The sequence below is a fragment of the Janthinobacterium sp. 64 genome (assembly GCF_002813325.1).
Lineage (GTDB): Bacteria > Pseudomonadota > Gammaproteobacteria > Burkholderiales > Burkholderiaceae_D > Janthinobacterium.
In genome coordinates this window covers 5770510-5796362 of record NZ_PHUG01000001.1, presented here as the reverse complement: position 1 = coordinate 5796362, position 25853 = coordinate 5770510, and the positions used below count along the sequence as shown (strand labels likewise).

At 64.7% G+C, this 25853-nt stretch carries 19 protein-coding genes; 8 read left to right on the top strand and 11 right to left on the bottom strand.

Features of this window, described 5'->3' with window-relative positions; all coding sequences use genetic code 11:
• Positions 1–88 precede the first annotated feature (88 nt).
• Both htpG and CLU91_RS25520 read right to left on the bottom strand, forming a co-directional pair.
• Entirely contained in the window at positions 89–2008 is a 1920-nt protein-coding gene (gene htpG / locus CLU91_RS25525; RefSeq protein ID WP_100876358.1) for a molecular chaperone HtpG, read from the bottom strand.
• Between the two features lie 89 nt (positions 2009–2097).
• Positions 2098–3531 (bottom strand): aminotransferase-like domain-containing protein, encoded by a 1434-nt coding sequence (locus CLU91_RS25520; RefSeq protein WP_232730883.1) that lies wholly within the window; start codon positions 3529–3531, stop codon positions 2098–2100.
• Positions 3532–3658: 127 nt separating this feature from the next.
• On the opposite strand from CLU91_RS25520, the gene CLU91_RS25515 reads away from it, so the two are divergent.
• The 3 genes from CLU91_RS25515 to CLU91_RS25500 all read left to right on the top strand — a co-directional run bounded on the left by CLU91_RS25515 (position 3659) and on the right by CLU91_RS25500 (position 7594).
• Positions 3659–4576 carry a DMT family transporter gene (locus CLU91_RS25515; protein ID WP_100876356.1) on the top strand — a complete coding sequence of 306 codons (918 nt, stop codon included), beginning with the start codon at positions 3659–3661 and terminating at the stop codon, positions 4574–4576.
• 177 nt (positions 4577–4753) lie between these two features.
• Positions 4754–5947, top strand: coding sequence for an aminotransferase-like domain-containing protein (locus CLU91_RS25510; protein ID WP_100876355.1), 1194 nt, complete (start codon positions 4754–4756; stop codon positions 5945–5947).
• Positions 5948–6235: 288 nt separating this feature from the next.
• The gene (locus CLU91_RS25500) at positions 6236–7594 is read left to right on the top strand and encodes a diguanylate cyclase domain-containing protein (protein ID WP_100876353.1); all 1359 of its coding nucleotides are present in this window, start codon (positions 6236–6238) and stop codon (positions 7592–7594) included.
• A gap of 223 nt (positions 7595–7817) precedes the next feature.
• On the opposite strand, the gene CLU91_RS25495 is transcribed toward CLU91_RS25500, so the two are convergent.
• From CLU91_RS25495 to CLU91_RS25475, 5 genes are all read right to left on the bottom strand, one after another.
• Positions 7818–10091 carry a TonB-dependent hemoglobin/transferrin/lactoferrin family receptor gene (locus CLU91_RS25495; protein WP_100876352.1) on the bottom strand — a complete coding sequence of 758 codons (2274 nt, stop codon included), beginning with the start codon at positions 10089–10091 and terminating at the stop codon, positions 7818–7820.
• Between the two features lie 247 nt (positions 10092–10338).
• Positions 10339–11916, bottom strand: coding sequence for an FGGY-family carbohydrate kinase (locus CLU91_RS25490; protein ID WP_100876351.1), 1578 nt, complete (start codon positions 11914–11916; stop codon positions 10339–10341).
• Positions 11917–11919: 3 nt separating this feature from the next.
• Positions 11920–12270 carry a hypothetical protein gene (locus CLU91_RS25485; protein WP_100876350.1) on the bottom strand — a complete coding sequence of 117 codons (351 nt, stop codon included), beginning with the start codon at positions 12268–12270 and terminating at the stop codon, positions 11920–11922.
• On the bottom strand, positions 12267–13835 hold the full coding sequence (locus CLU91_RS25480) for a glycerol-3-phosphate dehydrogenase/oxidase (protein ID WP_100876349.1): 1569 nt from the start codon (positions 13833–13835) through the stop codon (positions 12267–12269). The genes CLU91_RS25485 and CLU91_RS25480 overlap by 4 nt, the downstream gene beginning before the upstream one ends.
• The gene (locus tag CLU91_RS25475) at positions 13832–15442 is read right to left on the bottom strand and encodes an FAD-binding oxidoreductase (protein WP_100876348.1); all 1611 of its coding nucleotides are present in this window, start codon (positions 15440–15442) and stop codon (positions 13832–13834) included. Before CLU91_RS25475 ends, CLU91_RS25480 begins: the two co-directional genes overlap by 4 nt.
• A gap of 126 nt (positions 15443–15568) precedes the next feature.
• On the opposite strand from CLU91_RS25475, the gene CLU91_RS25470 reads away from it, so the two are divergent.
• The 3 genes from CLU91_RS25470 to CLU91_RS25460 all read left to right on the top strand — a co-directional run bounded on the left by CLU91_RS25470 (position 15569) and on the right by CLU91_RS25460 (position 18416).
• The gene (locus CLU91_RS25470; protein ID WP_100876347.1) at positions 15569–16606 is read left to right on the top strand and encodes an AraC family transcriptional regulator; all 1038 of its coding nucleotides are present in this window, start codon (positions 15569–15571) and stop codon (positions 16604–16606) included.
• 116 nt (positions 16607–16722) lie between these two features.
• A complete protein-coding gene (locus CLU91_RS25465; RefSeq protein WP_100876346.1) occupies positions 16723–17505 on the top strand; it encodes a 3-hydroxybutyrate dehydrogenase in 783 nt (260 codons plus the stop codon).
• Positions 17506–17567: 62 nt separating this feature from the next.
• Positions 17568–18416, top strand: coding sequence for a DUF2071 domain-containing protein (locus CLU91_RS25460; RefSeq protein ID WP_100876345.1), 849 nt, complete (start codon positions 17568–17570; stop codon positions 18414–18416).
• Here CLU91_RS25460 and CLU91_RS25455 read toward each other — a convergent pair.
• From CLU91_RS25455 to CLU91_RS25440, 4 genes are all read right to left on the bottom strand, one after another.
• The gene (locus CLU91_RS25455; protein WP_100876344.1) at positions 18388–20028 is read right to left on the bottom strand and encodes a methyl-accepting chemotaxis protein; all 1641 of its coding nucleotides are present in this window, start codon (positions 20026–20028) and stop codon (positions 18388–18390) included. The genes CLU91_RS25460 and CLU91_RS25455 overlap by 29 nt on opposite strands.
• Before the next feature lie 145 nt (positions 20029–20173).
• On the bottom strand, positions 20174–21409 hold the full coding sequence (locus tag CLU91_RS25450; protein ID WP_100876343.1) for an HD-GYP domain-containing protein: 1236 nt from the start codon (positions 21407–21409) through the stop codon (positions 20174–20176).
• A 336-nt stretch (positions 21410–21745) separates the two neighbouring features.
• Positions 21746–22336: a hypothetical protein gene (locus tag CLU91_RS25445; RefSeq protein ID WP_100876342.1), complete on the bottom strand. Its 591-nt coding sequence runs from the start codon at positions 22334–22336 to the stop codon at positions 21746–21748.
• Between the two features lie 61 nt (positions 22337–22397).
• Positions 22398–22763 carry a winged helix-turn-helix transcriptional regulator gene (locus CLU91_RS25440; RefSeq protein WP_051959517.1) on the bottom strand — a complete coding sequence of 122 codons (366 nt, stop codon included), beginning with the start codon at positions 22761–22763 and terminating at the stop codon, positions 22398–22400.
• A gap of 115 nt (positions 22764–22878) precedes the next feature.
• Between CLU91_RS25440 and CLU91_RS25435 the strand changes: the two genes are divergently transcribed.
• Together CLU91_RS25435 and CLU91_RS25430 are read left to right on the top strand one after the other, a co-directional pair.
• Positions 22879–23586: a glutathione S-transferase family protein gene (locus tag CLU91_RS25435; RefSeq protein WP_100876341.1), complete on the top strand. Its 708-nt coding sequence runs from the start codon at positions 22879–22881 to the stop codon at positions 23584–23586.
• 117 nt (positions 23587–23703) lie between these two features.
• Entirely contained in the window at positions 23704–25788 is a 2085-nt protein-coding gene (locus CLU91_RS25430; RefSeq protein WP_100876340.1) for a S9 family peptidase, read from the top strand.
• The last annotated feature ends 65 nt before the right edge of the window (positions 25789–25853 follow it).

Sequence of the window (25853 nt, the reverse complement as noted above, 5' to 3'; positions counted from 1 at the left end):
TTCGCGAGGAAAGGGCCGGCCTTGATGCATCAGCCGCCGTGTCGGATTACGCTTACGCTAATCCGACCTACGTACCACGGCAAGAGAATTACTTCGCCGTATTGAGCAGCAATTCGTTCAGGCGCTTGACGAAGCTGGCCGGGTCGGCCAGCGAGCCGCCTTCGGCCAGCATGGCCTGGTCGAACAGGATGTTGGCCCAGTCGCCGAACTTGCCGCCCTCCGCGTCTTCATACTTCAGACGCGTCACCAGCGGGTGGTTCGGATTGATTTCCAAAATCGGCTTCGATTCCGGCGCGCTCTGGCCAGCCGCTTTGAGCATGCGCAGCAGGTTGCCCGACAATTCGTTTTCATCGGCCACCAGGCAGGCTGGCGAATCGGTCAGGCGGAACGTGACGCGCACGTCCTTGGCCTTGTCGGCCAGCACGGCCTTCATCTTGCCCACCAGGTCGGCGTACGAGGTTTCCGTTTCTTCGTGCTCTTTCTTTTCCGCTTCGTCTTCCAGCGCGCCCAGGTCCAGGCCACCTTTTGCGACGGAGACCAGTTCCTTGCCTTCGAAGTCCTGGATAAACGACAGCATCCATTCATCGACACGGTCCGTCAGCAGCAGCACTTCGACGCCCTTCTTGCGGAAGATTTCCAGGTGCGGGCTGTTTTTCGCGGCGGCGTAGTTGTCGGCCGTGACGTAATAGATCTTGTCCTGGCCTTCCTTCATGCGCGCCACGTAGTCGGCGAACGAGGTGATTTGTTCGTCGCTGTCGTTGGCGGTCGACGCAAAGCGCAGCAGCTTGGCCAGACGTTCCTTGTTGGCCGCGTCTTCGCCGATGCCTTCTTTCAGCACCTGGCCGAATTCCTTCCAGAAGACGGCGTACTTGTCTTTCTTGTCCTGCTCGTCGGCGTTCGCCAGCTCTTCCAGCATGCCCAGCACGCGCTTGGTCGAGCCTTCGCGGATCACCTTGACGTCGCGCGATTCTTGCAGGATTTCACGCGACACGTTCAGCGGCAGGTCGGCCGAGTCGATCACCCCGCGCACGAAGCGCAAATAGGTTGGCATCAGCTGCTCGGCATCGTCCATGATGAAGACGCGCTTGACGTACAGCTTGATGCCGCCGCGCTTGTTGCGGTCCCACATGTCGAACGGCGCCTTGGCCGGGATGTACAGCAACTGGGTGTATTCGCTGCGCCCTTCCACACGGTTGTGCGTATGCGTGAGCGGCGACTGGAAGTCGTGCGACACGTGCTTGTAGAATTCGTCGTACTGTTCCGGCGTGATGTCGGCCTTGTTGCGGGCCCACAGGGCGCTGGCCTGGTTGACGGTTTCAAATTCGTCTTTGAGGACGGTTTCTTTTTTCTCGTCGTCCCACTCTTCTTTCTGCATCACGATCGGCAGCGAGATATGGTCCGAGTATTTGCGGATGATGGACTTGATCTTCCAGCTCGACAGCAGTTCGTCTTCGCCTTCGCGCAGGTGCAGGATGATGTCCGTGCCGCGGCCCGTCTTTTCGATGGTCTCGATGCTGTAATCGCCTTCGCCGCTTGACTCCCAGCGCACGCCGTCAAGAGCGTCCGCGCCGGCGCGGCGCGTTTCGACGGTGATCTTGTCGGCGACGATGAAGCCCGAATAGAAGCCCACGCCGAACTGGCCGATCAGGGCCGCGTCCTGCTGCTGGTCGCCCGACAGCTTGCCGAAGAATTCCTTGGTGCCCGACTTGGCGATGGTGCCCAGGTGCGAGATCGCCTCGTCGCGGGTCATGCCGATGCCGTTGTCGGAAATGGTGATGGTGCGCGCATCCTTGTCGAAGCTGACCTTGATCTTCAATTCGTGATCGTTGCCGTACAGGGCGTCGTTATCGATCGCTTCAAAGCGCAATTTGTCGGCCGCGTCGGACGCGTTCGAGATCAATTCGCGCAGGAAGATTTCCTTGTTCGAGTACAGGGAATGGATCATCAGGTGCAGCATTTGCTTCACTTCGGTCTGAAAACCCAGGGTTTGCTTTTCGGAGACAGCCATGTTTACCTCATAGTCTTGTGGATGGGACGGATTTCAAGAAGTTGGGGATGGTGCCAGCGATTTCAAGAGCTCCCGAAAAATGTGCTGTTTCAGCCCAGTGTACGGTCGAAAAACGCCCAGATGCGCTCGTCCTGCACCGTGGCCAGGTTCAGGCGCATGCGCATCGACGGCAGCTGGCGCGGCGAAAACAGGCTGCCCGGCGCCAGCACCAGCCCCTCGGCCAGCGCCTTTTCGGCCAGCACATTCGTGTCGCAGCCCGCATCGGCCCACACGAACATGCCCGCCGATGCCGGTTCGAAGCGCAAGCCCGCCCGTTCGGCCTTGCGGTAGGTACCGTCGCGCACCTTGTCGAGCCGCGCGCGCAGGCGCTCCGCATGCTTGCGGTACAGCCCCTGCGAGAGGATCTTATACACGACGCGCTCGCCGATGTCGCTGCTGGTCAGGGTGGCCAGCATCTTGCGGTCAGCCAGGCGCTGCGCCCGCTCCGGGGACGTGGCGATGAAGCCCACGCGCAGGTTCGCCGCCAGGCTCTTGGAAAAGCCGCCCAGGTAAATCACGCGGCGCAGCTGGTCCAGCGCGGCCAGGCGCGTGGCCGGCTGCACCGCGCCACCCGGGTGCATGTCGCAATAGATATCGTCTTCGACGATGAGAAAATCATGTTGTTCGGCCAGGCGCAGCACCTGGAAGGCCTTGGCCGCCGACAGCGACGTCGAACTGGGGTTGTGCAGCACCGAGTTGATCACGTACAGCCTGGGACGGTGCAGCGCCGCCAGTTCGGCCAGCACGGCGATATCGGGGCCGTCCCCGAGGCGCGGGATGCCGATGACGTGCATGCCCATGGCGGCAAAGGCGCCGAACATCAGCCAGTACGCGGGATCGTCGACAAAAATGGTCTCGCCGGGGCGGGCAAACTCGCGCGCCACCAGGTCCAGCGCCTGCATCACGCCCACCGTGGTGACGATCTGCTCGGGCGGGCAGGCGATTTCCAGCTCCGCCAGTTTCAGCTGCAATTGCTGGCGCAGCGGCAAAAAACCCTGCGGCGCGCCGTAACCGAGCAGCAAACTGCCGGGCTGGCGGCTGACGTCGCGCAAGGCGCGCGCCACGAGGTCACCGTCGAGCCACTCGGCGGGCAGCATGCCGGAGCCGGGCGCGGGGATGGCCGGCGTCTGGCGAAACATGTTACGGATCAGCCACACCACGTCCATCGGCTGCGCCACCGCGTCCTGCGCGCCGGCGGGCGGCGCCGGCGCGTTCAGCGGCGAGCGCTCGCGCACGAAAAAGCCCGCGCCGCGCCGCGATTCGAGGTAGCCGCGCGCCACCAGCTTGTCGTAGCTGGCCACCACCGTGGCGCACGACACTTCCAGGCTGGCCGCGCACTGGCGGATCGACGGCATGCGCGCGCCGCCGCGCAGCAGCTTGTCGTCGATGCGCGCCGCCAGCGAGCGCACGATCTGGTCGATCAGCGTTTCGCCCGAGGCGCGCGACAGCAAGGGCAGGGATGGAGAGGCGAGTGTATTGCTCATATGACCATTACAGTATGTGAAATTATGCGTGAAAGTGTATTTGTACTGTACTGCTATTCACGCCTAGGATAGCAGTATGGATCACACAAATCCATGCCTTTCCCTTATCGCACGCACCAGGAAACCCATGTCTTCACTCACGCGCACCGCCGCCTCTGCCAGCCACCCGCCCCGCTTCAGCGATGACCGCAAGGGGTTGCTGCTAGGCTTGATCGCCGTCGCCCTCTTCAGCCTGACCCTGCCCTTCACGCGCCTGGCCGTGGCCGAACTCGATCCCACTTTTGTCGCCCTGGGCCGCGCCCTGGTGGCCGCCTGCCTGGCCGGCCTGTGGCTGTGGCAGCAGCGCGCGCCCCTGCCGCGGCGCGAGCAATGGCTGCCGCTGGCGCTCGTCTCGCTGGGCTGCGTGCTGGGCTTTCCGTGGCTGACGTCGATCGCCATGCGCAGCCTGCCCGCCTCGCACGGCGCCGTGCTGGTGGGCATTTTGCCGCTGGCCACGGCTGTATTTGCCGTGCTGCGCGGCAAGGAACGCCCCTCGCCGGGATTCTGGCTGATGGCCCTGCTCGGCACGGCGCTGGTGGTGGCGTTCGCCCTGCGCCAGGGCGGCGGCAGCTTCCACCTGGCAGACTGGCTGATCTTTGCCGCCGTGCTGCTGGCGGCACTCGGCTATGCGGAAGGCGGACGCCTGGCGCAAGCGATGCCGGGCCAGCATGTGATTTCCTGGGCGCTGCTGCTGGCCATGCCGTTCGTGCTGCCTGTGGTGCTGTGGAACGCCTGGCCGCAGCGCGCGCTGATGGCGCAGGCCAGCGGCGCGGCCTGGCTGGGCTTTGCCTACATCTCCGTGTTTTCCATGTTTATCGGCTTCTTTTTCTGGTACCGGGGCATGGCGCTGGGCGGCGTGGCGCGCGTGGGACAGACGCAGTTGCTGCAGCCTTTCCTCACCCTGCTGGGCGCGGCCGTGCTGCTGCACGAGCCACTGACGGGCGAAAGCCTGCTGTTTGCCGGCGCCGTGATCGCCGTGGTGGCCATCGGGCGCAAGCTGAAATAAGGCTGGCTTGACGCCCATTTGCAACGCCCTTGCGCGTGCGGATGGGCAGAGCGGCGTGCAAGCCGTACAATACCGCAGCACCATGGCGACGCCTATCCGGCGCCGCTTGCGCACGCACCGCCACAAGCGGGCCAACAAATCCAGCCGGCGCAGCTCGGCATCTTCTGTGAGACTCGTATGAAAATTGAAAATCCGAATCCGATCCAATGGCGCTTTGCCGAACGCGCGGAACAGCTGCAAAGCTCGTTCATCCGCGAAATCCTGAAGATCACGCAGCGTCCCGAGATCATCTCGTTTGCCGGCGGCCTGCCCTCGCCCGCCACCTTCCCCGTCGAAGAAATGAAGACCGCCTTCGACAAGGTCCTGTCGAACAATGGCAAGGTGGCCCTGCAATACGGCCCCACCGACGGCTACCTGCCGCTGCGCCAGTGGATCGCCGATTCGCTCTCGGGCAATGGCAGCACCATCATGCCGGAACAGGTACTGATGACGTCCGGCTCGCAGCAGGCGCTGGACTTGCTGGGCAAGGTCCTGATCGACGAAGGCAGCAAGGTGCTGGTAGAAACCCCCAGCTACCTGGGCGCCCTGCAGGCGTTTTCCGTCTACCGTCCCGAATTCGTTTCCGTCGACACCGATGACGAAGGCCTGGTGCCGTCGTCGATCGACCCCGTCGCCGATGGCGCGCGCCTGTTGTACGCGCTGCCGAACTTCCAGAACCCGACGGGCCGCAGCCTGTCCGTGGCGCGCCGCGTGGAACTGGTGGAAACCTGCGCCCGCCACGGCCTGCCGCTGATCGAGGATGATCCGTACGGCGCCCTGAGCTACAGCGGCGAGCCGTATCCGAAGATGATCAACATGAATCCCGATGGCGTGATCTATATGGGTTCGTTCTCGAAAGTGCTCACGCCCGGCATCCGCCTCGGCTACGTGGTGGCGCCGGCGCCGCTGGTGCGCCGCCTGGAACTGGCCAAGCAGGCGGCCGACCTGCACACCTCGCAGCTGACGCAGATGGTCGTGCATGAAGTCATCAAGGATGGCTTCCTGGACCGGCATATCCCCAGCATCCGCAACCTGTACGGCAACCAGTGCCAGGCCATGCTGTCGGCGCTGGAAGAGCACTTCCCTGCCGGCGTCACCTGGACCCGCCCGGAAGGCGGCATGTTCATCTGGGTCACCCTGCCGAAGCACATCGACGCGATGAAACTGCTCGATGAAGCCATCGCCAACAAGGTCGCCTTCGTGCCGGGTGCGCCGTTCTACGCGAACACGCCGGACACGCACACGCTGCGCCTGTCGTTCGTGACGGTGCCGCCGGAACGCATCCGCGAAGGCATCGCCATCCTGGGCAAACTGATCGCCGCAAAAATGTAATGGTTCCTTTCACGCCCCGCAGCTGCGGGGCGTGTCACTGCTGCCCCCGGCGCCGGGGGCACGCGTCTTTTTCGTCCAAAAACCGCCTTCGCGACAGCAACTGCGTGTATTTTTTCTTAAAAATAGCATAAAGATACCATTTTACCATCTCGCGCAACGTTGATTTTTCCACCCAAAAAATTGGCAAGGCGGTATGATTTGACTGCTGTATCCAAATGAACCCGGTCAGCATCACGGAAAATGCAGTAATCGCTGGCAGCGCAGAGTACATCGAGAAGGCCGGAAGCAATGAATCCAGGCAGTGTGGAGCATTCCCAGCGGCGCAACGCCGCCATTTTGATTGTCGACGATGCGCCGGCCAACCTTGAGCTGCTGCGCAAGCTGATGAGCGAACAGGGTTATCAAACCTATGTCGCCACGTCCGGCGAGCGGGCGCTGGCGATTGCCCAGCGCGTCCATCCGGACCTGATCCTGCTCGACGTGCTGATGCCGGACATGGATGGCATCGAAACCTGCCGCCGCCTCAAGCAGCATCCGCTGACGCAGGGCATTCCCGTCATCTTCATGAGCGCCAGGACGGAGACGGAAGACGTGGTGGCCGGTTTCGACTGCGGCGCCGTCGACTACATCAGCAAACCGCTGCGCATGGCCGAAGTGTGCGCGCGCGTGCGCGCCCAGCTGCACATCCGCAGCAGCAATGAAACCCAGCAGGAGCAGGCCGAGCGCCTGCGCACCATCGTCAACAACATGGCCGAAGGCTTGCTGATCATCGAAGCGGACGGGCGCATCCAGTACACCAACCCGGCCTGCGACCAGTACCTGGGCTACCGCGAAAACGAACTGGCCGGACGCTCGATCGCTGAACTGCTCAGCCCCCTGGTGACTCAGGAATATCTCGATTACTTCGCCATGCACGCGGCCAATCCGGAAAAGGCGCACAACCACGGCACGCGCGAAGTGGCGATCCGCCACCGCAATGGCGAGGCGCTGAGCATGGACCTGACCTTGACGCCCATGTATCTGCGCCAGCCCCTGTATATCGGCCTGCTGCACGACATCACGCACCACAAGCAGTCGGAAGACGCGCTGCAGCGCGCCGCCTACCTCGACCCGCTGACGCAGATCGCCAACCGCCGGCATTTCGACAGCTTCCTGGAAAAGGAGTGGCAGCGCGCCGTGCGCGGCGGCGGCGCCCTGTCGCTGGTGGTGCTCGACGTCGACCATTTCAAGCTGTACAACGACAGCCTGGGCCATCCGGCCGGCGACAGCTGCCTGCAGCAGGTGGCGCAAGCGATCGCCTCGCATGCCGCCCGCCCGGGCGACCTGGCAGCCCGCTACGGCGGCGAGGAATTCGTCATGCTGTGCGCCGACACGGATGCCGACGGCGCCCTGCAACTGGCCGAAGCCATCCGCACCCACATCGAAGCACTGCAACTGCCGCACCCGCGCTCCGCCACCTCGCCGTGGATCACCGTCAGCATCGGCGTGGCGACCATCCACCCGCACCAGCTGGACGACCGCGAAGCCCTGTTCGTCGCCGCCGACCGCGCCCTGTACGTGGCCAAGGAAGGTGGCCGCAACCAGGTCTGCGCCACGCAGTCGGGCAGCACGGCATGGAAAACGGTCAAGGCATTGGTTCTACGTTGACGTTGGAAGTTGGAAGTTGGAAGTTGGAAGTTCAACGGAACATGCAACGGACCGGGAGTAGGCCCAAGTCACAAACAAAGGCACCCCGGGCCAAGCGGACCTGAAAAATGTCGAGGGCAAGGCGCAGCGACGCAGACAGTACGCAAGTACGGCAAGGAAGCTGCAACGCCGCCATCGGCATTTTCTCAGGCCCGCGTCTCCGGCCCGCTGTTCCTAAAATTAATCAAAACTTACGCGACACGCTCAGCTTCGCATTGCGCCCCACGCCGGTAACCGCTTCGCTCAGATACGGCATGTAATTGCGGTTAAAGACATTATCAACCGTCAACCGCACTTCCGTGCCGCGCCACACGCCTTGCCGGCCATTCCACGACGCGAACAGGGTATGCAGCGCATAGCCTTTCGACGGCGGCAGGCGGTACACGCTGCCCACCGGCAGCACGCGCTCCTGCTTCGCCACGAAGCGGCCCTGCCAGCCCATGCTGGCGCCCAGGTCGGGCATGCGCCAGCCCAGGCCCGCCATCAGTTTGTCCGGCGCAATCGTCGATACGGGTTCGTCCCGGCCCCACGGGTCGCGCTGGGTACCGCTGCGCGTGCCGCGCTGCTTCGACAGCGAAGCGCTGGCAAACAGGCGCGGCGAGTTGTAATAGGATTCGACCTCCACGCCCTGCGTGTGGAAACCTGCCAGGTTGCGGTAGTCGGACAGCGCCGGCGGCACCTTGCCCGATCCCGGCACATAGCCTTCGATCAGGATGCCCAGGCGCGGGCCGATATTGTCGCTGACGCGGTTGCGGTAGACCGTCAGGCGCAGTTGCGCGTCGTCGCGCTCCATGAAGACGTTCTGGCGGTGCAGCATGGCGCCCGCGCGCACGGCCGTCACGCGCTCGACGGCCAGGTTGCGGCTGGTGCCAGGCGTCGATGAACCGAGCCGCGGCGACACATAATATTCATTCGAATACATCTCGTCGATGGTCGGCGCGCGCCAGGTGCGGCTCAAGTCGCCGAACAGCGCCATGCTGGCGGACGCCTTCCAGAACAGGCCCAGGCGGGGCGACCAGTCTGCATGCACTTTCTCGCTGAAATCGTGGCCGGCGGCCGGCAGCGGGCTGTTGTAGCGCGACGCCTTGTTCGGCACGCCCTCGGAGACGACCCTGTCGTGGCGCAGCGCCGCCGTCAGCGTCAGGTCGCCATACGTCATCGCATCCTGCAGGTACAGGCCCGTGGTTTCCTGGCGCCCGGCCGGCATGTAGTAGGGCTGGAAGTAGCCGTAGTTATAGCTGGGGTCCTTCAGCGCCGTCGACGACGGGTAGTACATCAGGGTATCGCGCACGTTCTTGTGCCACTGCAGGCCCGTTTGCAGCACGTGCGACACGGCGCCCGTGCTAAACACGCTCTCGTTGCGCACCTCGGCGATGCGGTCCACATACGAAGCCCAGCTCTCGTTGCCCAGCGAACCCAGATAGGAACCGAGCGAAGCCGATGGCAAGCGCTTGTCATGCTGGTCCGTGTGCGAATAGCCGGCGCTGGCCGTCAGCTTGATCCATGGATTGTTCTGCGGCGCGTACTGCCATTTCACCGAATACGTGTCGTCGTCCTGGTCGCGGTACACGGCCTTGCGCTGCCACGCCTCTTCCAGCCCGTATTTTTTGATTTCCGCCTCGGTTGGCGTGGGCACGTCTTCGCCCATGGCCGCGAACGGGCCCCAGCCCGAACTGCCGCTCTTCATCGCCGTCAGGGTCAAGAGCTGCTCCGGCGTCAGCCGGATGTTCAGCTTGGCCAGGCTCGATGGCGCGTCGATGGCGGAAAAGCGGAATGGCTTGCCATCGGGTTTGCGCAAATCATCGGACTTGCGCTGCGTGGTAAAGGCCATCGCGTCGAAGCGGCCGTCTTGCGTGCGGCCATACACGGCCACGGTGGCGTCGTTTTCCGCATTGTTCGAATGGCGCGAATACTTCAGCATGGCGCCCACGCTCTCGCCGCCTTCCAGCAAGTCTTGCGCATCCTTGGTCTCGACCGTGATGACGCCGCCGAAGCCGCCGTTGCCATACAAGCTCGTATGCGCGCCCTTGTTCACCTCGATCTGCTTGATCAGTTCCGGCTCGATGAAGATGGAGCCCTGGCGGTATTTCTCGAAGCCCTTGGGCACGCCGTCGAGGATGACTTTCACATCCTGCACTTTATTAAAACCCCAGATATTGAGGCTCTGGCCGCTGGGACGGGCCGTGCCGGCCAGGTCCACGCCTGGCAAGGTGTCGAGCAGCGAAGCGACATTGTCGGCCTGCTGGCGCTCGATGTCGGCGCTGTTGATGTACGAACGCCCGGCCGTGCCGGCGCTGATGGCGTCGCCAAACACGCTGATCGAGGGCATCTGCACGGCGTCGGCCTTCTCGGCCTTGTCAGCCTTCGCTGCCGCCCACGCAGGGCCGTGCGCACCGCCCAATGCCAGCGCCAGTGCGGCGGCCAGCGGGGTCCATCCTTGTTTGCTGCTGCTCTTCATCGCTATCCTTGCCTGGGTTTGCTTGCTGCTCGATGCTGCTGGAATGAAAATGCTGGGCAGAGGACAGGCGGTGCACGATCAAGCGGCGGCGTTGAAGGAAGCGTTGCGGCGGAACTCTGCCCGCGCGGATACGCCGCCGGCGCATGGCCGGCGGCGCACTGCAGTCACCGGGATAAATTGCCTTAGTGAAATGCGGAACACATCATATATCGGATGCGAATGATTCGCAATACGATTTAATGCCTAGTTATTCCGGATAGCCGGTAATGTCGGCGATCTCGCGGTACAGCGGCTGCAGCCGCGCATACATTTTCTGGTACACGCGCCGGTACAGCTGCTCGTAGATTTTGCGATGCTCGGGATGGGGATGGAATACCTTGCCCTTGCGCGTCATCGCCTGCACGGCGGAGGGAAAGTCCGCATGCCAGCCCAGGCCCACGCTGGCGGCGATGGCCGCGCCCAGGCCCGAACTCTCATACACGTGGGCGCGCGCGGCCGGCAAGCCGAAGATGTCGGCCGTCAGCTGCATGGCCGCGTCGCTTTGCGAGCCGCCGCCCGCGATGCGCAGCTCCGTAATGGCCATGCCGCTACGCCGCTCGATGCGCTCCTTGCCTTCGCGCAGCGCATACGCGAGGCCTTCGAGGATGGCGCGGTAGATGTGCGCGCGCGTGTGCACGTCGCCAAAGCCGATCATGGCGCCCTTCGCTTCCGGCCCCGGCACCTTGATGCCGGGACTCCAGTACGGCTGCAGCATCAAGCCCATGGAGCCAGGCGGCACGGCCTCGACCAAACGGTCGAACAGCGCTTCGGCAGACAGGCCCGTGCCATCTTCGGCGGCCGCCGCCCGTTCGCGGTCGCCGAACTGCTCCTTGAACCAGTTGACCATCCAGTAGCCGCGAAAAATCTGCACTTCCGTGCTGTAGGCGCCCGGCATGGCGGCCGGATACGGCGGAATGAAGCGCGTCACTTCCACGTACTTGCGGTTGGTCGTGTTGATGGTGGCCGTGGTGCCGTAGCTCAGGCACGCCACATGCGGTTCGACGCAGCCGGCGCCCAGCACTTCGCACGCCTTGTCGGCGGCCGCCGCCAGCAAAGGCGTGCCTTCCAAAATGCCCGTCGCCGCGGCGGCCGCTGCCGTGATGGCACCCATGCGCGTGCCCGGCGCCACCAGCTCGGGCAGCATGGACGGCTTGATCGCCAGCGCCTGCCACTTCCAGTCGAAGCGCCCGGCCCAGGCGTGGCGCTTGTAGTCGAACGGGATGTACGCCACCTGCGAGCCCGTCGAATCGATGTGGCGCCCGCAGAGGCGGTGGTTCAAAAAGCCCGACAGCAGCAGGAATTTGTGCGTGCGGCGCCAGATGTCGGGCTGGTGCGCGCTGATCCAGTTGATCTCGGCTTCGCGGCGAAAATACGCGATCGTGCCATCGAGGCGCGTGGCGCGAAACAGCGCGCGCCACCACGGCGCCAGCTGGGGGATGTCGCGCGTGCTGCGCTGGTCCAGCCAGGTGATGGCGGGCCGCAGGGCTTGTCCCTCTTCATCCACGTTGACCACCGTGCCGCGCTGCGTGGTGACGGCCACGCCGGCGACCGACGATTTTTCAATGACGGTGCCGCGCCACAGCTGCTGGCACGCTGCGCACACGGCTTGCCAGTAACCGTCGGCGTCGTGCTCGGCCCAGCCCGGGTGGTCGGAGTAATACGCTTCCAGGAACACTTGCGCCTTCGCCGCCAGATTGCCGTCCCGGTCGAACAGCAGCGCACGCACGCTTTGCGTGCCATTGTCGATGGCAAGGATATACGGGCCGTCGCCCGCCAAGGAGGCCATGGCTTATGCCAGGCTGGCCAGCGCGGCGCGCAGCGCGGCCAGCAGCGCCTGCGGATCTTTTTCCGGCCGGGCGCTGAAGACAGGCGCTTCCCAGTCCTGCCCCCGCACGGCCACCACGCGCAAGCGTCCCTGTTCGTTCCAGGCCGGATACCAGCCCACGTCGACGATGTCGCCATTCGCGCACGTGATTTGCAGCAGGTCTTCGCCCAGGTCGTCGACGAGGACGTCCACGCTCTGGCGCAAGTCCAGCGGGGACAGGCTGTCGTAGGTGATGCGCGCGTCGCCCAGGTCCAGGGGCTGGCCAAACAGGGTGGTCTCGATGATGCTCTCCTTTTTATATTTATCGTGCTTCATTCGCCTTGCGGCACGCTGTAATGGCGGCGCCACAGGGCCAGGTAACGCTGCTGCTCTTCTTCCCAGCGCGCGTCGTCCCAGCCCAGTTCACGCTGGCAGATGGCGCGCAAGCGCGGCATGATAGCAAGCGCGCCGCCGGCCAGCTGCAAACCGAGGCGCGTGCGCCGCAGCAGCAAGTCGTCCAGGTGCTGCACGTCCTCCATGCGCGCGCCCCAGCGCAGCTGCGCCCACAGGGTCTGCGTGCCGGGAATCGGCGCCAGTTCGCCATCGTGCGCCGCATCGCACAGCGCCTGCGCCCACGCGCCATGGCGACCCAGCAGCCTTTCGCGCTGCTCGGCATCGAGCACCAGGGCCTTGCCCGACAAGGGCGGCGTCGTGTCGAAAATCGGCAAGGGGCGCAAATCCGCTTGCCAGCCAGGCAGCAGCGGCGCGGCGCGGCGCAATGCGTCGAGGGCGATCACGCGAAACGTCGTCAGCTTGCCGCCGGCCACCGTCAGCAAGCCGTTTTCCAGCCATAGCGCATGTTCGCGCGCTTCCTTCGACGGGTCAAGCTGGCCGCTGCCGATGACGGGACGCACGCCGGCAAACGTGGCCAGCACGTCGCCTTCACCCAGCGCCAGCTGCGGGAACTGCCACTGCAAGGCGGCCAGCAGATACGCAAGTTCGCCGCGCGTGATGGCCGGTTCTTCGTCCAGGCTGGCGCCGTGGTCGACATCGGTGGTGCCCACCAGGGTCACGCCCTCCCACGGATACGCAAACACGGGACGGCCATCATGCGGGTGCATCAGGCTGACGGCTTGCGCCAGCGGCAGCCGCCAGGCAGGCAGCAGCAGATGGCTGCCGCGCAGGGGCCGCAGTTTAGGCGGCTCTCCCACCTGGCCGCGCAAGCCGTCGGCCCAGGCGCCCGTGGCGCTGATCACGAGGCGCGCGCGCACGGTCAATGCCCTGCCATCGAGCGCATCGGTCAAGGTGGCGCCGGCGACCTTGCCACCGTCACGCAGCAAGGACGCCACGCCCAGGTAATTGACGGCCACGCCGCCATGGCGGCGCGCTTCCTGCAGCACGCGCAGCACCAGGCGCGCGTCGTCCGTCTTGGCGTCCTGGTACAGCATACCGCCCTGCAAGCCGTCGCGCCGGACGTGCGGCGCCAGCATGGCAAAGTCCGCCGCGTCGACATAGCGGCGCGCGCGCCGGCCCGCCATCACGTCATAGATGGCCAGGCCCAGCATGAACTGGCGCCGCCCCGGTTTCCTGCCCGTGTAGTCGCCAAAGGCAAAGCCCTGCGGGTCGACCAGCCCCGCCGCATCCGTCAGCAAAGCTTGCCGCTCATGCACCGATTCGCGCGTCAGCGCGAACTGGCCCTGTTTCAGGTAGCGCAAGCCGCCATGCACCAGCTTCGAGGAGCGGCTCGACGTGCCCCAGGCGAAATCGCGCTGCTCCACCAGCAGGGCCGTCAAGCCGCGCCGCGCCGCTTCGAGCAGGATGCCGGCGCCCGTGATGCCGCCGCCGACGACCAGCACCTCCCACTCGCGCGCCAGGATGCCGGGCAAATCCGCCCTGTTCACAATCCGATTCCCGCGTCAGGCAGCAGTTTGCCCGGGTTCATCATGCCCTGCGGGTCGAACTGGCGCAGCAGCGCGCGCATGGCGGCGATGCCCAGTTCTCCCTTTTCGGCCACCAGCCACGGCGCGTGGTCCGTGCCCACGCCATGCTGGTGGCTGATGGTGCCGCCGTTGGCGACGATGGCGGCGCCGGCCGCGCGTTTCAAGGTACGCCAGCGCGCCATGTTGTCCTCGTACGTGGGCCCCAGCCGGTACACATAGGTGGTGTAGACGCTGGCGCCCTGCGCATACACGTGCGACAGGTGCGTGTAGACGTGCACCCGCTCGCCGTGCGCGGCCAGCGCATCGGTGCCCGCCTGCTCCAGCGCCGCCATCATGGCCGTCACGCGGGGCCAGTCGACGGCCGTTTCCACCGTGTCGATGACATAGCCGTGTTCCCAGGCGCCATTGCGCAGGTAGACGTTGCGAAATCTCCCCTGCTTCCATTTATCGCCCATGTGGCGTCCCACGTGCACGCCCTTGTGCCGCCGCGCCAGCGCCAGCGCGCCGCGCAGGGCCGCGCGCGCGGGGCCGGCCTCTCCGCTGACGCCCAGCATCAGCATGCACTTGCCTTCACCGCAGCCGCGCAGGGACAAATAGCGTTCCAGCAGTCCCACCAGTTTTTTATGCCCGGCCAGGGTCAGCATGGTTTGCGTTTCGAGCGCGTTCGACAGGCGCAGCATGCACAGGGGCAGGCGCGACTGGGCCAGCGTCCGCACCGCCCCCTGTGCCTGGCCCCAGTCGGCGAAAAACACGGCATGGAATGCTTCGTAGGGCGGCAGCGGCGAGATGCGCACCGTGGCCTGCGTCAGGATGCCCAGCCGCCCCTCGGAGCCGAGCACCATTTCGCGCAGGTCGATGCCGGCCGCCGACGCGGGAAACGTGGGAATCGTCAGGGTGCCGGACGGCGTTTCCACCTCGCCGCCCGCGAACAGCTGCTCGATGCGGCCATAGCGCAGCGATTGCTGGCCCGACGAGCGCGTGGCGATCCAGCCGCCCAGGGTGGAATATTCGAACGACTGCGGATAATGGCCCAGGGTATAGCCCTGCGCGCGCAACTGCGCTTCCAGGTCGGGGCCATACACGCCCGCGCCAAACGTGGCCAGCTGCGCTTCGCGGTCCAGGTGGCCCAGCGCAGACAAACGCCGAAGGCTCAGCGCCAGCACGGGACGCGACCCCGCCGCCACCGTCAAATGCCCGGCCACGCTGGTGCCGCCACCGTGCGGTATCACGGCCACGCAAGCCTGGCGCGCGTAGTCGAGCAGCTGGCGCACCTGCAGCGCGCTGTCGGGAAAGGCCACGCCATCGGGCACGGCACCGATGCGGCCGTGGCGCAATTTGAACCAGTCGGGCAGGCTTTGACCGAGCGCATGGCGCACCCGCGTGGCAGGCAAGGTATCGACCAGCGGATGCGGCGCCAGGCGCGACGCGGGCACCTGGGCGCAGGCGTCATCGAAGGTGGCATCGGCAATGGCGCTGCCCGGCCCCAGGCGCTCGCCCAGGAATGCCAGCGCCTCCCCGCTCAGCGCATACGTGATGCCGTCATCTCCCCAGCCATTCCAGCGTTGCATTGACATCCCCTGTGTTTGGCCAGTTGCGCGCCACGGCGGCTTGCTATACTGTCCTTGCCTTCTCAACAGAATATGCCGCCACAGGCCAAGGGTATTGGTTTTTCATGACAATCGCATTGTTCCATCATGACAAGTACTGACGGCCGTGTCGCCGGCGCCTATCTGCTGCCGCTGCTCGAAGCGGCCGGCGCGCACGGCATCGCGGCAGCCACCCTGGCGCAAGCGGCAGGCGTGCCGCCGCACAGCCTGGAAGCGTCCGCGACCAGCCTGGCCGCGCGCGACTACGTGCGCTTGCTCGATGCGGGCGCAAAGCTGGCGGGCGACGCGCATTTCGGCCTGCACGTGGGCCAGCGCGTACGCATGGGTACCTACAGCGCCTACGGCTTGATTTTACTCAGTTGCAAGAACGTGGGCCAGGCGCTGGAACAGACGGCCCGCTACGAACGGCTGGCGCACGACCTGGGCCGCTCGACGCTGCAGCGCGACGGCGCCATCGCGCACTACCGCTGGGCCAGCAATTACCCGGGCGCCAGCCGGCACCTGGTCGACAGCGTCTTTGCCGGCGTCAAAGTCAGCGGCGACTGGCTGGCGGGCATGCCGCTGCCGCCGGCCAAACTGGCATTCACCCATGATGGCGGCGGCGAGCTGCTGCGCCACGCCACGCACCGCGGCGAATACGTGCGCGTGCTGGGCAGCCTGCCCGCCTTCAACGCCGCCGCCAACACGGCCACCTTCGACGCGCAATTGCTGGACTGGCCCGTGCCGAACGCCGACGTCAGCCTGTACCCCGTGCTGTGCCAGCATGCGGAACAGTTGCTGGCGCAGCGCCAGGCCGCAGCGGGAAGCGGCGCCGGCATCGAGGCGCAAGTGCACGCGGCCATCGTCGCGGGCTTGCGCCAGGGCTCGGCCCGGCTGGCCAGCGTTGCCGCCGCACTGGCCGTCACGCCGCGCACCTTGCAGCGCAAGCTGGCCGACGCGGGCACCAGCTTCCAGGCCGTGCTGGACCAGACCCGCTACGGCCTGGCGCGCGATTATCTGCGCGAGCCGGATCTGTCGCTGGTCGACATCGCCTTTCTGCTCGGTTACCAGGAGCAAAGCGCGTTCAACCACGCGTTCCGCACCTGGGCGGGCACCAATCCCGGCGCCTGGCGCCTGCAGCAATGACAGCAGAAGCAAGCCGGCTTGCAGGCGTGCGCGGGTCCTGCCTGACGCGTTTTCTGGCTATACTGGCATAGTCAGGTTTTCCACGATCACTCCAACCCGCAATGCAAAGGATTAATATGCAACTCAAAGACAAAGTCGCACTGATTACCGGCGCCGCCAGTGGTATCGGCAAGGAAATGGCCATTGAATACGCAAAACAAGGCGCCAAGGTCGTCATCGCCGACCTGGCCCTGGAAGCGGCCAGCAAGACGGCCGAGGAAATCAAGCAGTCAGGCGGACAGGCGTTTGCCGTCGCCATGGATGTCTCCAGCGAAGCGCAAGTCGACCAGGGCGTGGCCGATGCCGCGGCCCATTTCGGCGGCATCGATATCCTGATCAGCAACGCGGGCATCCAGATCATCAGTCCCGTTGTCGACTACCCGTTCGATCAATGGAAAAAGATGCTGGCCATTCACATGGACGGCGCCTTCCTCACCACGCGCGCCTGCATGCGTGAAATGATCAAGGCCGGCCGCGGCGGCGCCATCATCTACATGGGGTCCGTGCACTCGCACGAAGGCTCGCCGTTCAAGAGCGCCTACGTGGCCGCCAAGCATGGTTTGCTGGGCCTGGCCAAGGTCGTGGCCAAGGAAGGCGCCAAGGACGGCATCCGTGCCAACGTCATCTGCCCCGGCTTCGTGCGCACGCCTCTGGTCGACAAGCAAATCCCCGAACAGGCGGCCCAGCTGAACATCAGCGAAGAAGACGTGATCAAGAAGGTGATGCTGAAAGACACGATTGACGGCGAATTCACCACCACGCAAGACGTGGCGCAAACGGCCGTGTTCCTGGCGGCCTTCCCGTCGACGGCACTGAGCGGCCAGTCGATTGTAGTGAGCCACGGCTGGCACATGCAGTAAACACGTAACGCATCCGGCAGGCGGCGCCGTCCGCCTGCATCACCGCATCCGAAAGTTCCCAATTGCAAGACAACACTTATCGCCACCCGCGCGCGGGCTGGCCGGGGCGATTGTTTGCCGCGCTCGCCAATTGCACGAGTTTTGCCAGTGTGCGCCAGGCCGTCATGTCGCGCCTGCCCTTCCTGACCCTGCACAGCGACGTGCGCGACGTCGTGTACGTGAGCTGGCTGGTCGACGCCGCTGCCGCGCAGAAATTATTGCCACCTGGTGTGGCCTTGTGGCAGCGCGACGGCAAGACGCCGTTTACCGTGCTGACCTACCGCCACGGGCATTTCGGCCCGGCCCTGCCCGGCCCGCTGCGCCGCCTGCTGCCATCGCCCCTGCAAAGCAACTGGCGTTTCTATCTGGACCACACGCCGCCGGATGCGCCCGCCGTGCCCTGCGTGTATTTTTTGAAAAACATCATGGACAGCTTGCCCCATGCGCTGGGCACGCGGCTGTTCAGCGATATCCTGCCGACCCATTTGGCGCACTCCATGACGCTGACAGTCAGCGCCACGCAAGCGCGCTGCAGCATTGCCAGCGGCGCCGGCAGCGCCCCCGCGCTGGAGGTGCAGGCGGACATCACCGTGGAGCATGATCTTGATGCCGACTGGCAAGCGCTGTTCGGCAACTGGCACGCCGCCGTCGCCTTCCTCGCTTGCCAGGATGCAGCCATCGCGCACGTGCCGCGCAACGGCAAGCTGGTCTTCGGTGAAATCGACTTGCCCGTTGATGTGGATCAAGTGCAAGCGCTGACGGCCTGGCGCGCCGACTGCGGCTTGCTGAGGCAACTGCCGCCCGTATCCAGGCCGTTTGCCTTTCTCGTGCCGCAAGTGGACTTCAAGGCGCTGTCAGAGCACCTACTGTAGCGCGGCGCTCCGGCGCGCGCGAAGGGGTAGCCTGGCCGCCGCGCCGCCGTTCCAGCTTGAACAGCGACATGGCTTGCTCCAGTTGCAAGGCCTGGCCTTGCAGCGACGCGGAGGCGGCCGCCGATTCCTCCACCAGTGCCGCATTCTGCTGCGTCACCTCGTCCATCTGCGTGACGGCCATGTTGACCTGGCCGATGCCATGGCTTTGTTCGCGCGAGGCGGAGGCGATTTCTTCCATGATGCCGTGCACGCCCTGCACGGCGCCCAGCATCTCGGCGCTGCTGGCGCCCGCCTGCTGCGCCAGCTTCGCGCCCGCCTGCACCTGCTCCAGCGATGCCGTGATCAATTGCTTGATTTCCGTGGCCGCCGAGGCGCTGCGCTGGGCCAGGTTGCGCACCTCGCCCGCCACGACGGCAAAACCACGCCCTTGGTCGCCCGCGCGCGCCGCTTCCACTGCCGCGTTCAGGGCGAGGATATTGGTCTGGAAGGCAATGCCTTCGATAATGCCCGTGATGTCGCCGATCTTCTTTGACGAAGCGTTAATGTCCGCCATCATCGTCACCATCTGGCCGACGATTTCGCCGCCGCGCCCCGCCAGGCCATGCACCTTGCCCGCCATGTCGCTCGCCTGCACGGCGTTGCCGCTGTTTTGCTGCACCGTGGCCGCCAGTTGCTCCATGCTCGACGCCGTCTGCTCCAGGGCCGATGCCTGCGCTTCCGTGCGGCCCGACAAGTCCATATTGCCAGCGGCGATTTCCTGGCTGGCCATGCTGATGCGCAGGAAATTGCCGCGCACATCGCCGACGATGGAGTGCAAGTTCACGCGCAGCTGGCGCAAGGAACGCAGCAGCTGCCCCATCTCGTCGCGCCGCGTGGTATCGAGCTCGCCCGTCAGGTCGCCGCCCGCCATCACGTCGCAGGCCTGGCGCGCCCGCTGCAGCGGTTGCAGCACGGCGCGGTGCAAGCTGTGCCAGAAATACAGGGTCGCGCACAAGGCCAGCACGGACAGGCCCGTCAGCCAGCCGTGGCTTGCATCGGGCAACACGCCGGCATTCCACGCCAGTTGCAGCAGCAACATCAGGCTCAGCAAGCCAAGGTTCCAGCCGATGCGCTTGCCCAGGGCGACGTCGCGCAGGCTGGCGACCCTGGCCAGCCAGCCCGTGCGCATGGCTGCGCCCTGGCTGAGGGCGATGCCGTCCGCTTGTCCCGCCTTGATGCGCGCGTACAGGGCCGACGCCTGCGCCACCTGCTGGCGCGTGGGCTTGGTGCGCACGGACATGTAGCCGACGGCCACGCCGTCTTCCACCACCGGCGTCACGTTTGCCAGCACCCAATAGTAATCACCATCCTTGCAGCGGTTTTTCACCATGCCGCTCCACGAACGCCCGGAACGGATGGTGGCCCAGAAATCGGCGAAGGCTTCGACCGGCATGTCCGGATGCCGGAGGATGTTTTGCGGCGCACCGATCAATTCTTCCGCACTGTAACCGCTGACGGCGATGAAATACGGGTTCGCATACGTGATATTGCCTTGCAAGTCGGTAGTCGAGACGATGGTCTCGGTATCGCTCAGATTGATCTCGGTATCGTTGACGGGAAGATTGAGTCGCATGGTCACATCCTCAGTGGTAGCCCGTACGGTGACGGGTATGCGGACAAGGAACGGTCGCCAGACAGGAAAACGGACGCGGCACTGGCACCATTATTTTAATATTTTATTATTAACAAAATACACTTTATTCCTGCCGTGGCAGCCGCTATGCCACAGCAGGTTCGTCGACCCAGTAGCGGTCGACGTCCAGCAAGCCCCACTGGGCAGCGTTTTCCGTGGAAACAATGCGCTCTTGGCAACCCGGCGCCGCCAGGTCGATGTCGCAGGGTGCGATACACGTGCCGGCGCGGATGGAAAAAAATACGCGGACCTTGGGCGAGGTCAGCGTCTTGCCCGCCGCCTGCCCCACCACCACGGCCAGGCGCTCCGATTGCAGCCGCACCAGGGTGCCCAGCGGATAAATGCCCAGGCATTTAACGAAGGCGGCAAACAGTGTCGCGTCCAGATGCCCGCCGCGCCAGGCCGCCATGCGGCGCAGCGACTCGGCCGGGCACCAGCCCTGCTTGTACGGCCGGTTCGAGGTGATCGCGTCGTACACGTCGCAGATGGCGCCCATGCGCGCATACAGGCTGATTTCCTCGCCGCACAAACCTTTGGGATAACCGCTGCCATCGAGTTTTTCATGGTGGTGCAGACACACGTCGAGCGCCACCGGATCGATATCATCCACCTCGATCAGCATGCGGTGGCCGGCCGCCGGATGGGCGCGCACGGAAGAAAACTCCGCCTCGCTCAGGCTGCCCGGCTTGTTGAGGATGGCGGACGGCACGGCCATCTTGCCTATGTCGTGCAGCAATCCGGCCAGGCCGGCGGAGCGTATCTGCTCCGGCGCCAGTTCCAGCTCCCTGGCCAGCGCCGTCATCAGCGCACACACGGCCACCGAGTGCATATAGGTATAGTTGTCGGCCGTTTTCAGGCGTGCCAGGCCCAGCAGCACGCCGCCGCCGCGCAGCACCGAAGAGGCGATGTCGTCGACCAGCGCGTAGGCCTGCCCCACGGCCAAGGCCTTGCCCATGCGCGCTTCGTCAAACATCGTCTGCACGGCCTGGCGCGTGCGCTCAAGCAGTCGCCGGGCGTGCGCCATTTCCGCCTCGCGCGACAGGGCAGGCGCCACATGCGCAACGCGGACGGAGACGGCCGGCACCGCAGCTTCGGTGCCGGCTGCGGCGGCTGCAGGAACGGCAACAGGTTCAGGCGGCACCAGGCCGCGCGCCGTGTCGATCCACACTTCATTCAGGCGGGCCGCCCGGATACGCTCCAGGTCCGCCGGCGATTCGAGCAAAAAGGAACGCTTCCAGAACGGGTTCTCAAGCCAGGAGCGGCCGAGGCGTTCGACGTACATTCCCAACATGAGTTCGCTACTCGTTATTTTTTTCAGCACGACGGTTCTCCACCCATTCAGATCGCGGCATTTACTTGCGCATTATCAATATCATACGTCAAAAATAATGATTAAACCAAATAAATTAGTTTATATGGCGAAATCGCAACATATACAGCAATAATCACCAATTCTATCGTTTTCATTGCGAATGGATGATTAATCAATAAATATATCAATTAAGCCATATTGATTTCGTGGAATTGCCGGCATGCTGCCGAGGAGGGATGTGCAGGAAAGGAAAAACGCGCGCCAGCGCCAGACGTCGCGAAAATTCGCTGGCGCTATGCAGGGAGAAGGGTCAGGTGATGCGCGAGCGGCGTGGCCGCCGGCGGCTTAGCGCGGCACGTAGCGCCAGTTGCCGCTGTCCAGCATGAAGGTCAGTTCCGTCTTGATGCCATCCGGACGGCTCGGCACGCTCAATTCCGTATCGCATGCGAGGTAGCCCGTCTTGCGCTTGACGTCGCACGCGTTGACTGCCTTGACCTGCATGGTGCTTTGCGCTTCCTGCATCTGCACGTCCTTGGCCGCTTCCGGATTGCGCGCCACTTCGTCCTTGGCCCAGGCGCGTATCATCGCTTGCGCCTCGGCCGGCGACGGTCCAACGAACTGGGCGTTCTTGCGCTCGACGCCGACCCAGGTGCCGCCCTCGTTCCGCAGCGGCAGTACGTTAAACGCATCGCGCATGCCGGCGCTCATGCCCACCAGGCACACCACTTCACCCGGCACTTCCTGCGACTCCTGACAACCCTGCAAGCTGGTGACCTTGATGACGAACGGCATGGCCGACTGCGTCTTCGCTTGTGTCTTGGCCACGCCCGCCTGCACGGCGGCGTGGATTTGTTCGAGTGTCGGCATGGTGGCCGCCTGGGCCGGCAGGGCGGCGAACAGGGCGGCGGCGGTCAGGGCGAAGGAAGTCAGGCGCATGGGTATCGGGAGTAGTGAGCTAAGGCCGGCAGTCTAGCACTTTGCATAACAACAGCTGTTTCTATTGAGAATGATCCTCGCCATCGGGTGCGAGAAAGGCGCCGCCCGCATCCGCCTGCCCGCGCAGGCGCAGGCCGATGGCGCGTAGCATCTCGACCAGTTCACGCAGACGCAAGCCCTCGTCCGTCAGCCGATATTCCACCTTGACGGGCACTTCCGCGTAAATCGTGCGCGTCAGCAAACCGGCCTCTTCCAGCGCGCGCAAGTCCAGAGTCAGCATGCGCTGCGAGATATTCGGTACGGCGCGGCGGATTTCGCTGAAGCGCTTCGGCCCCGCCATCAGATAGCTGAGCAGCACGGTTCTCCAGCGCCCGCCCAGCAAGCGCATGGCTTCTTCCACGGCGCAGCCGGAGACATTGTCTTTCATGGTTTGCTTCCCACCTGGTATAAAAAATGTACCTATACCACATTATTCTGCCTTCCTCCAAATAGTAACCATTGCCCTTAGACTGCCCTTCCCTCACCCAACTTGGAGTTTCGAATTGGAAACCACCCTGATCTACAGCGTCCCGTTCGGCTGCTCGTTTGCCGCCATCACCGCCCTCGAATGGAGCGGCTTGCCGTATCGTTTGGCCAGAGTGGAAGCGCGCGACCCAGCCAGCAAGCTGCATCCGGCCTTTCTCGCCATTAATCCGCTGAGCCAGACGCCGGCCCTGCTCACGCACGCGGGCACGCCGCTGCTGGAAAGCATGGCGATCCTGCTGCACCTGGCCGCCCGCGCGCCAAACAGCGACCTGGGTTTTGCGCAAGGCACGCCGCAATACGACCGCCTGAACAGCGTGCTGTCCTTTTTGCACACGACGTTTCACGCGGCCTTCATGCCCGCCTTCCAGGCGTCGCGCGCCGCCGATGGCGATGCGCGCGCGGCCGTCTGGCGCGAGATGGCCGTCGAGAAGGTGAACAAGAGCCTGGCGCACCTGGAACGCCTGCTCGCTGGCCGCGCCTGGCTCGCTTCGGAGACGGCACCGAGCATCGCCGACGCCTACCTGGCCGCCACGGCGCGCTGGGCCGAACCGCTGCAACTGGCCAGCCTGGCCGATTATCCGAACACGGCGCGCGTGCTGGCCGCGCTGGAACAGGACCCCGGCATCCGCTTTGCACACGCCATCGAAGCTGGCTTGCCGGCCACCAGCCAGGGCGGTTTCCGGGGCCACGTGGCGCTCGACCAACTGGCACTTCCCGCCGGCTAACCGGCGGTCAACTCCCGCAGCTGGCGCGTCTTTATTGCTATGATGTCGGCCTGCCGGCGGTACAGCCGGCCACGTTCATATCACATCAACAACGTCGCAATAACATTGGGAGTTTGAATGAGTTTACGTCTGCTGCTCTTGGGAGCATTCAGTGCCGCCATGGCCACCACTGCCGCCGTGCCGGCCTTGGCCGCGCCGCGCGGGTTCACCGTGGAAGACATGGTGGCCATGGAACGTGTGGGCAGCCCCGTGCTGTCGCCGGACGCCACGCGCGTCGTCTACACGCTACGCACCACCAACCTGGATAAAAACCGCGGCAACACGCAGCTGTGGATGATCGACCTGCGCGCGCCGAACGCGGCGCCACGCCAGCTCACGCGCGGCGATGCCAGCGCCAGCGACCCGCAATGGTCGCCGAACGGCGACGCCATCTACTTCCTCTCCGGCCGTTCCGGCTCCTCGCAAGTGTGGCAACTGCCCCTGACTGGCGGCGAAGCGGCCAAGGTCACCGACCTGGCGCTGGACGTCGATACCTACCGCTTGTCGCCGCAGGGCGACCGCCTGGCCTTCAGCATGGGCGTTTTCCTCGATTGCGCGGACCTCGCCTGCACGAAAAAGCGCCTCGATGAAAAAGCCAAAAACAAGGCGAGCGGCATGGTCTACGACCAGATGTTCGTGCGCCACTGGGATACCTGGGCCGATGGCCGCCGCAACGCGCTGTACTCGGCACCGATCGATGCCACCGGCAAGGTCAGCGCCGCGCCCGTGAGCCTGAGCGGCACCCTCGATGGCGATGCGCCATCGAAACCGTTCGGCGACAACGGCGAATACCACTTCAGCCCGGACGGCAAGACGGTGGCCTTCTCCGTGCGCGTGGCCGGCCGCACGGAATCGTGGTCGACCAACTTCGACGTCTACACGATTCCTGCCGCTGGCGGCCAGGCGCCGCGCAACCTCACGGCTGACAATCCGGCCTGGGACGCGAAAGCCACGTATTCGCCCGATGGGCGCACCCTCGCCTATGTCGCCATGACCCGCCCCGGCTTCGAAGCGGACCGCTTTCACCTGGTGCTGATGGATGTCGCCACCGGCAAGAAGCGCACCGTGGCCGACGACTGGGACCGTTCCGTGGCCGACTTCCGCTGGACGCCAGATGGCAAGGCTTTCCTCGTCGCCGCCGATGACGTGGGCCAGCACCGTCTGTTCCACATCGACGCGGCCAGCGGCAAGGTCGCTGCGCTGACGGGCAAGGGCGCCGTGGGCGACTTCGACGTGCGCGGCAATACCATCGTGCTGGCGCAAGCGAGCCTGACGTCGGGCGCGCAGCTATACACGCGCAAACTCGACGCGAAGTCGGAAAACGCGCCGATGGTGCAGCTGACGAAGCAGAATGCGGCGGCGCTGGCCGACGTGCGTTTCGGCGAATATGAACAGTTCTCGTTCGCTGGCGCGAATGGCGAAACCGTCTACGGTCACGTCATGAAGCCGTGGAATGCCAAGGCCGGTGAAAAGTATCCGGTCGCTTTCCTCGTCCACGGCGGCCCGCAAGGCAGCTTTGGCAACAGCTGGAGCTACCGCTGGAATCCGCAAGTGTATGCAGGCGCCGGCTATGCCACCGTCTTCATCGACTTCCATGGTTCCACCGGCTATGGCCAGAAGTTCACGGACTCCATCAGCGGCGACTGGGGCGGCAAGCCGCTGCTCGACCTGCAAAAGGGCCTGGAAGCGGCCACCAAGAAGTTTCCATGGCTGGACCGCGAGCGCAGCTGCGCGCTGGGCGCATCGTATGGCGGCTACATGATGAACTGGATCGCCGGCAACTGGCCGGACGGCTTCAAATGCCTGGTCAACCACGACGGCGTGTTCGACCAGCGCGGCATGGCATACGCGACGGAAGAACTGTGGTTCACGGAATGGGAAAACGGCGGCCCGTACTACGACGCACCGGCCAAACACGAGCAGTTCAACCCCGTCAACTTCGTGAAGAACTGGAAGACGCCGATGCTGGTGGTGCAGGGCGACCTGGATTTCCGCATCCCCACCGCGCAAGGCCTGGGCACCTTCACGGCGCTGCAGCGCCGCGGCATCCCGAGCAAGCTGCTGGTCTTCCCGGACGAAAACCACTGGGTGCTGAAGCCGGCGAACTCGCTGCTGTGGCATCACACGGTGCTGGATTGGTTGAATACCTACACGAAGAAGTAAGCGGATACATGTCGGATTACGGCCTTCGGCCTAATCCGACCTACGTAAAAAAGCCGCGCGGTGCA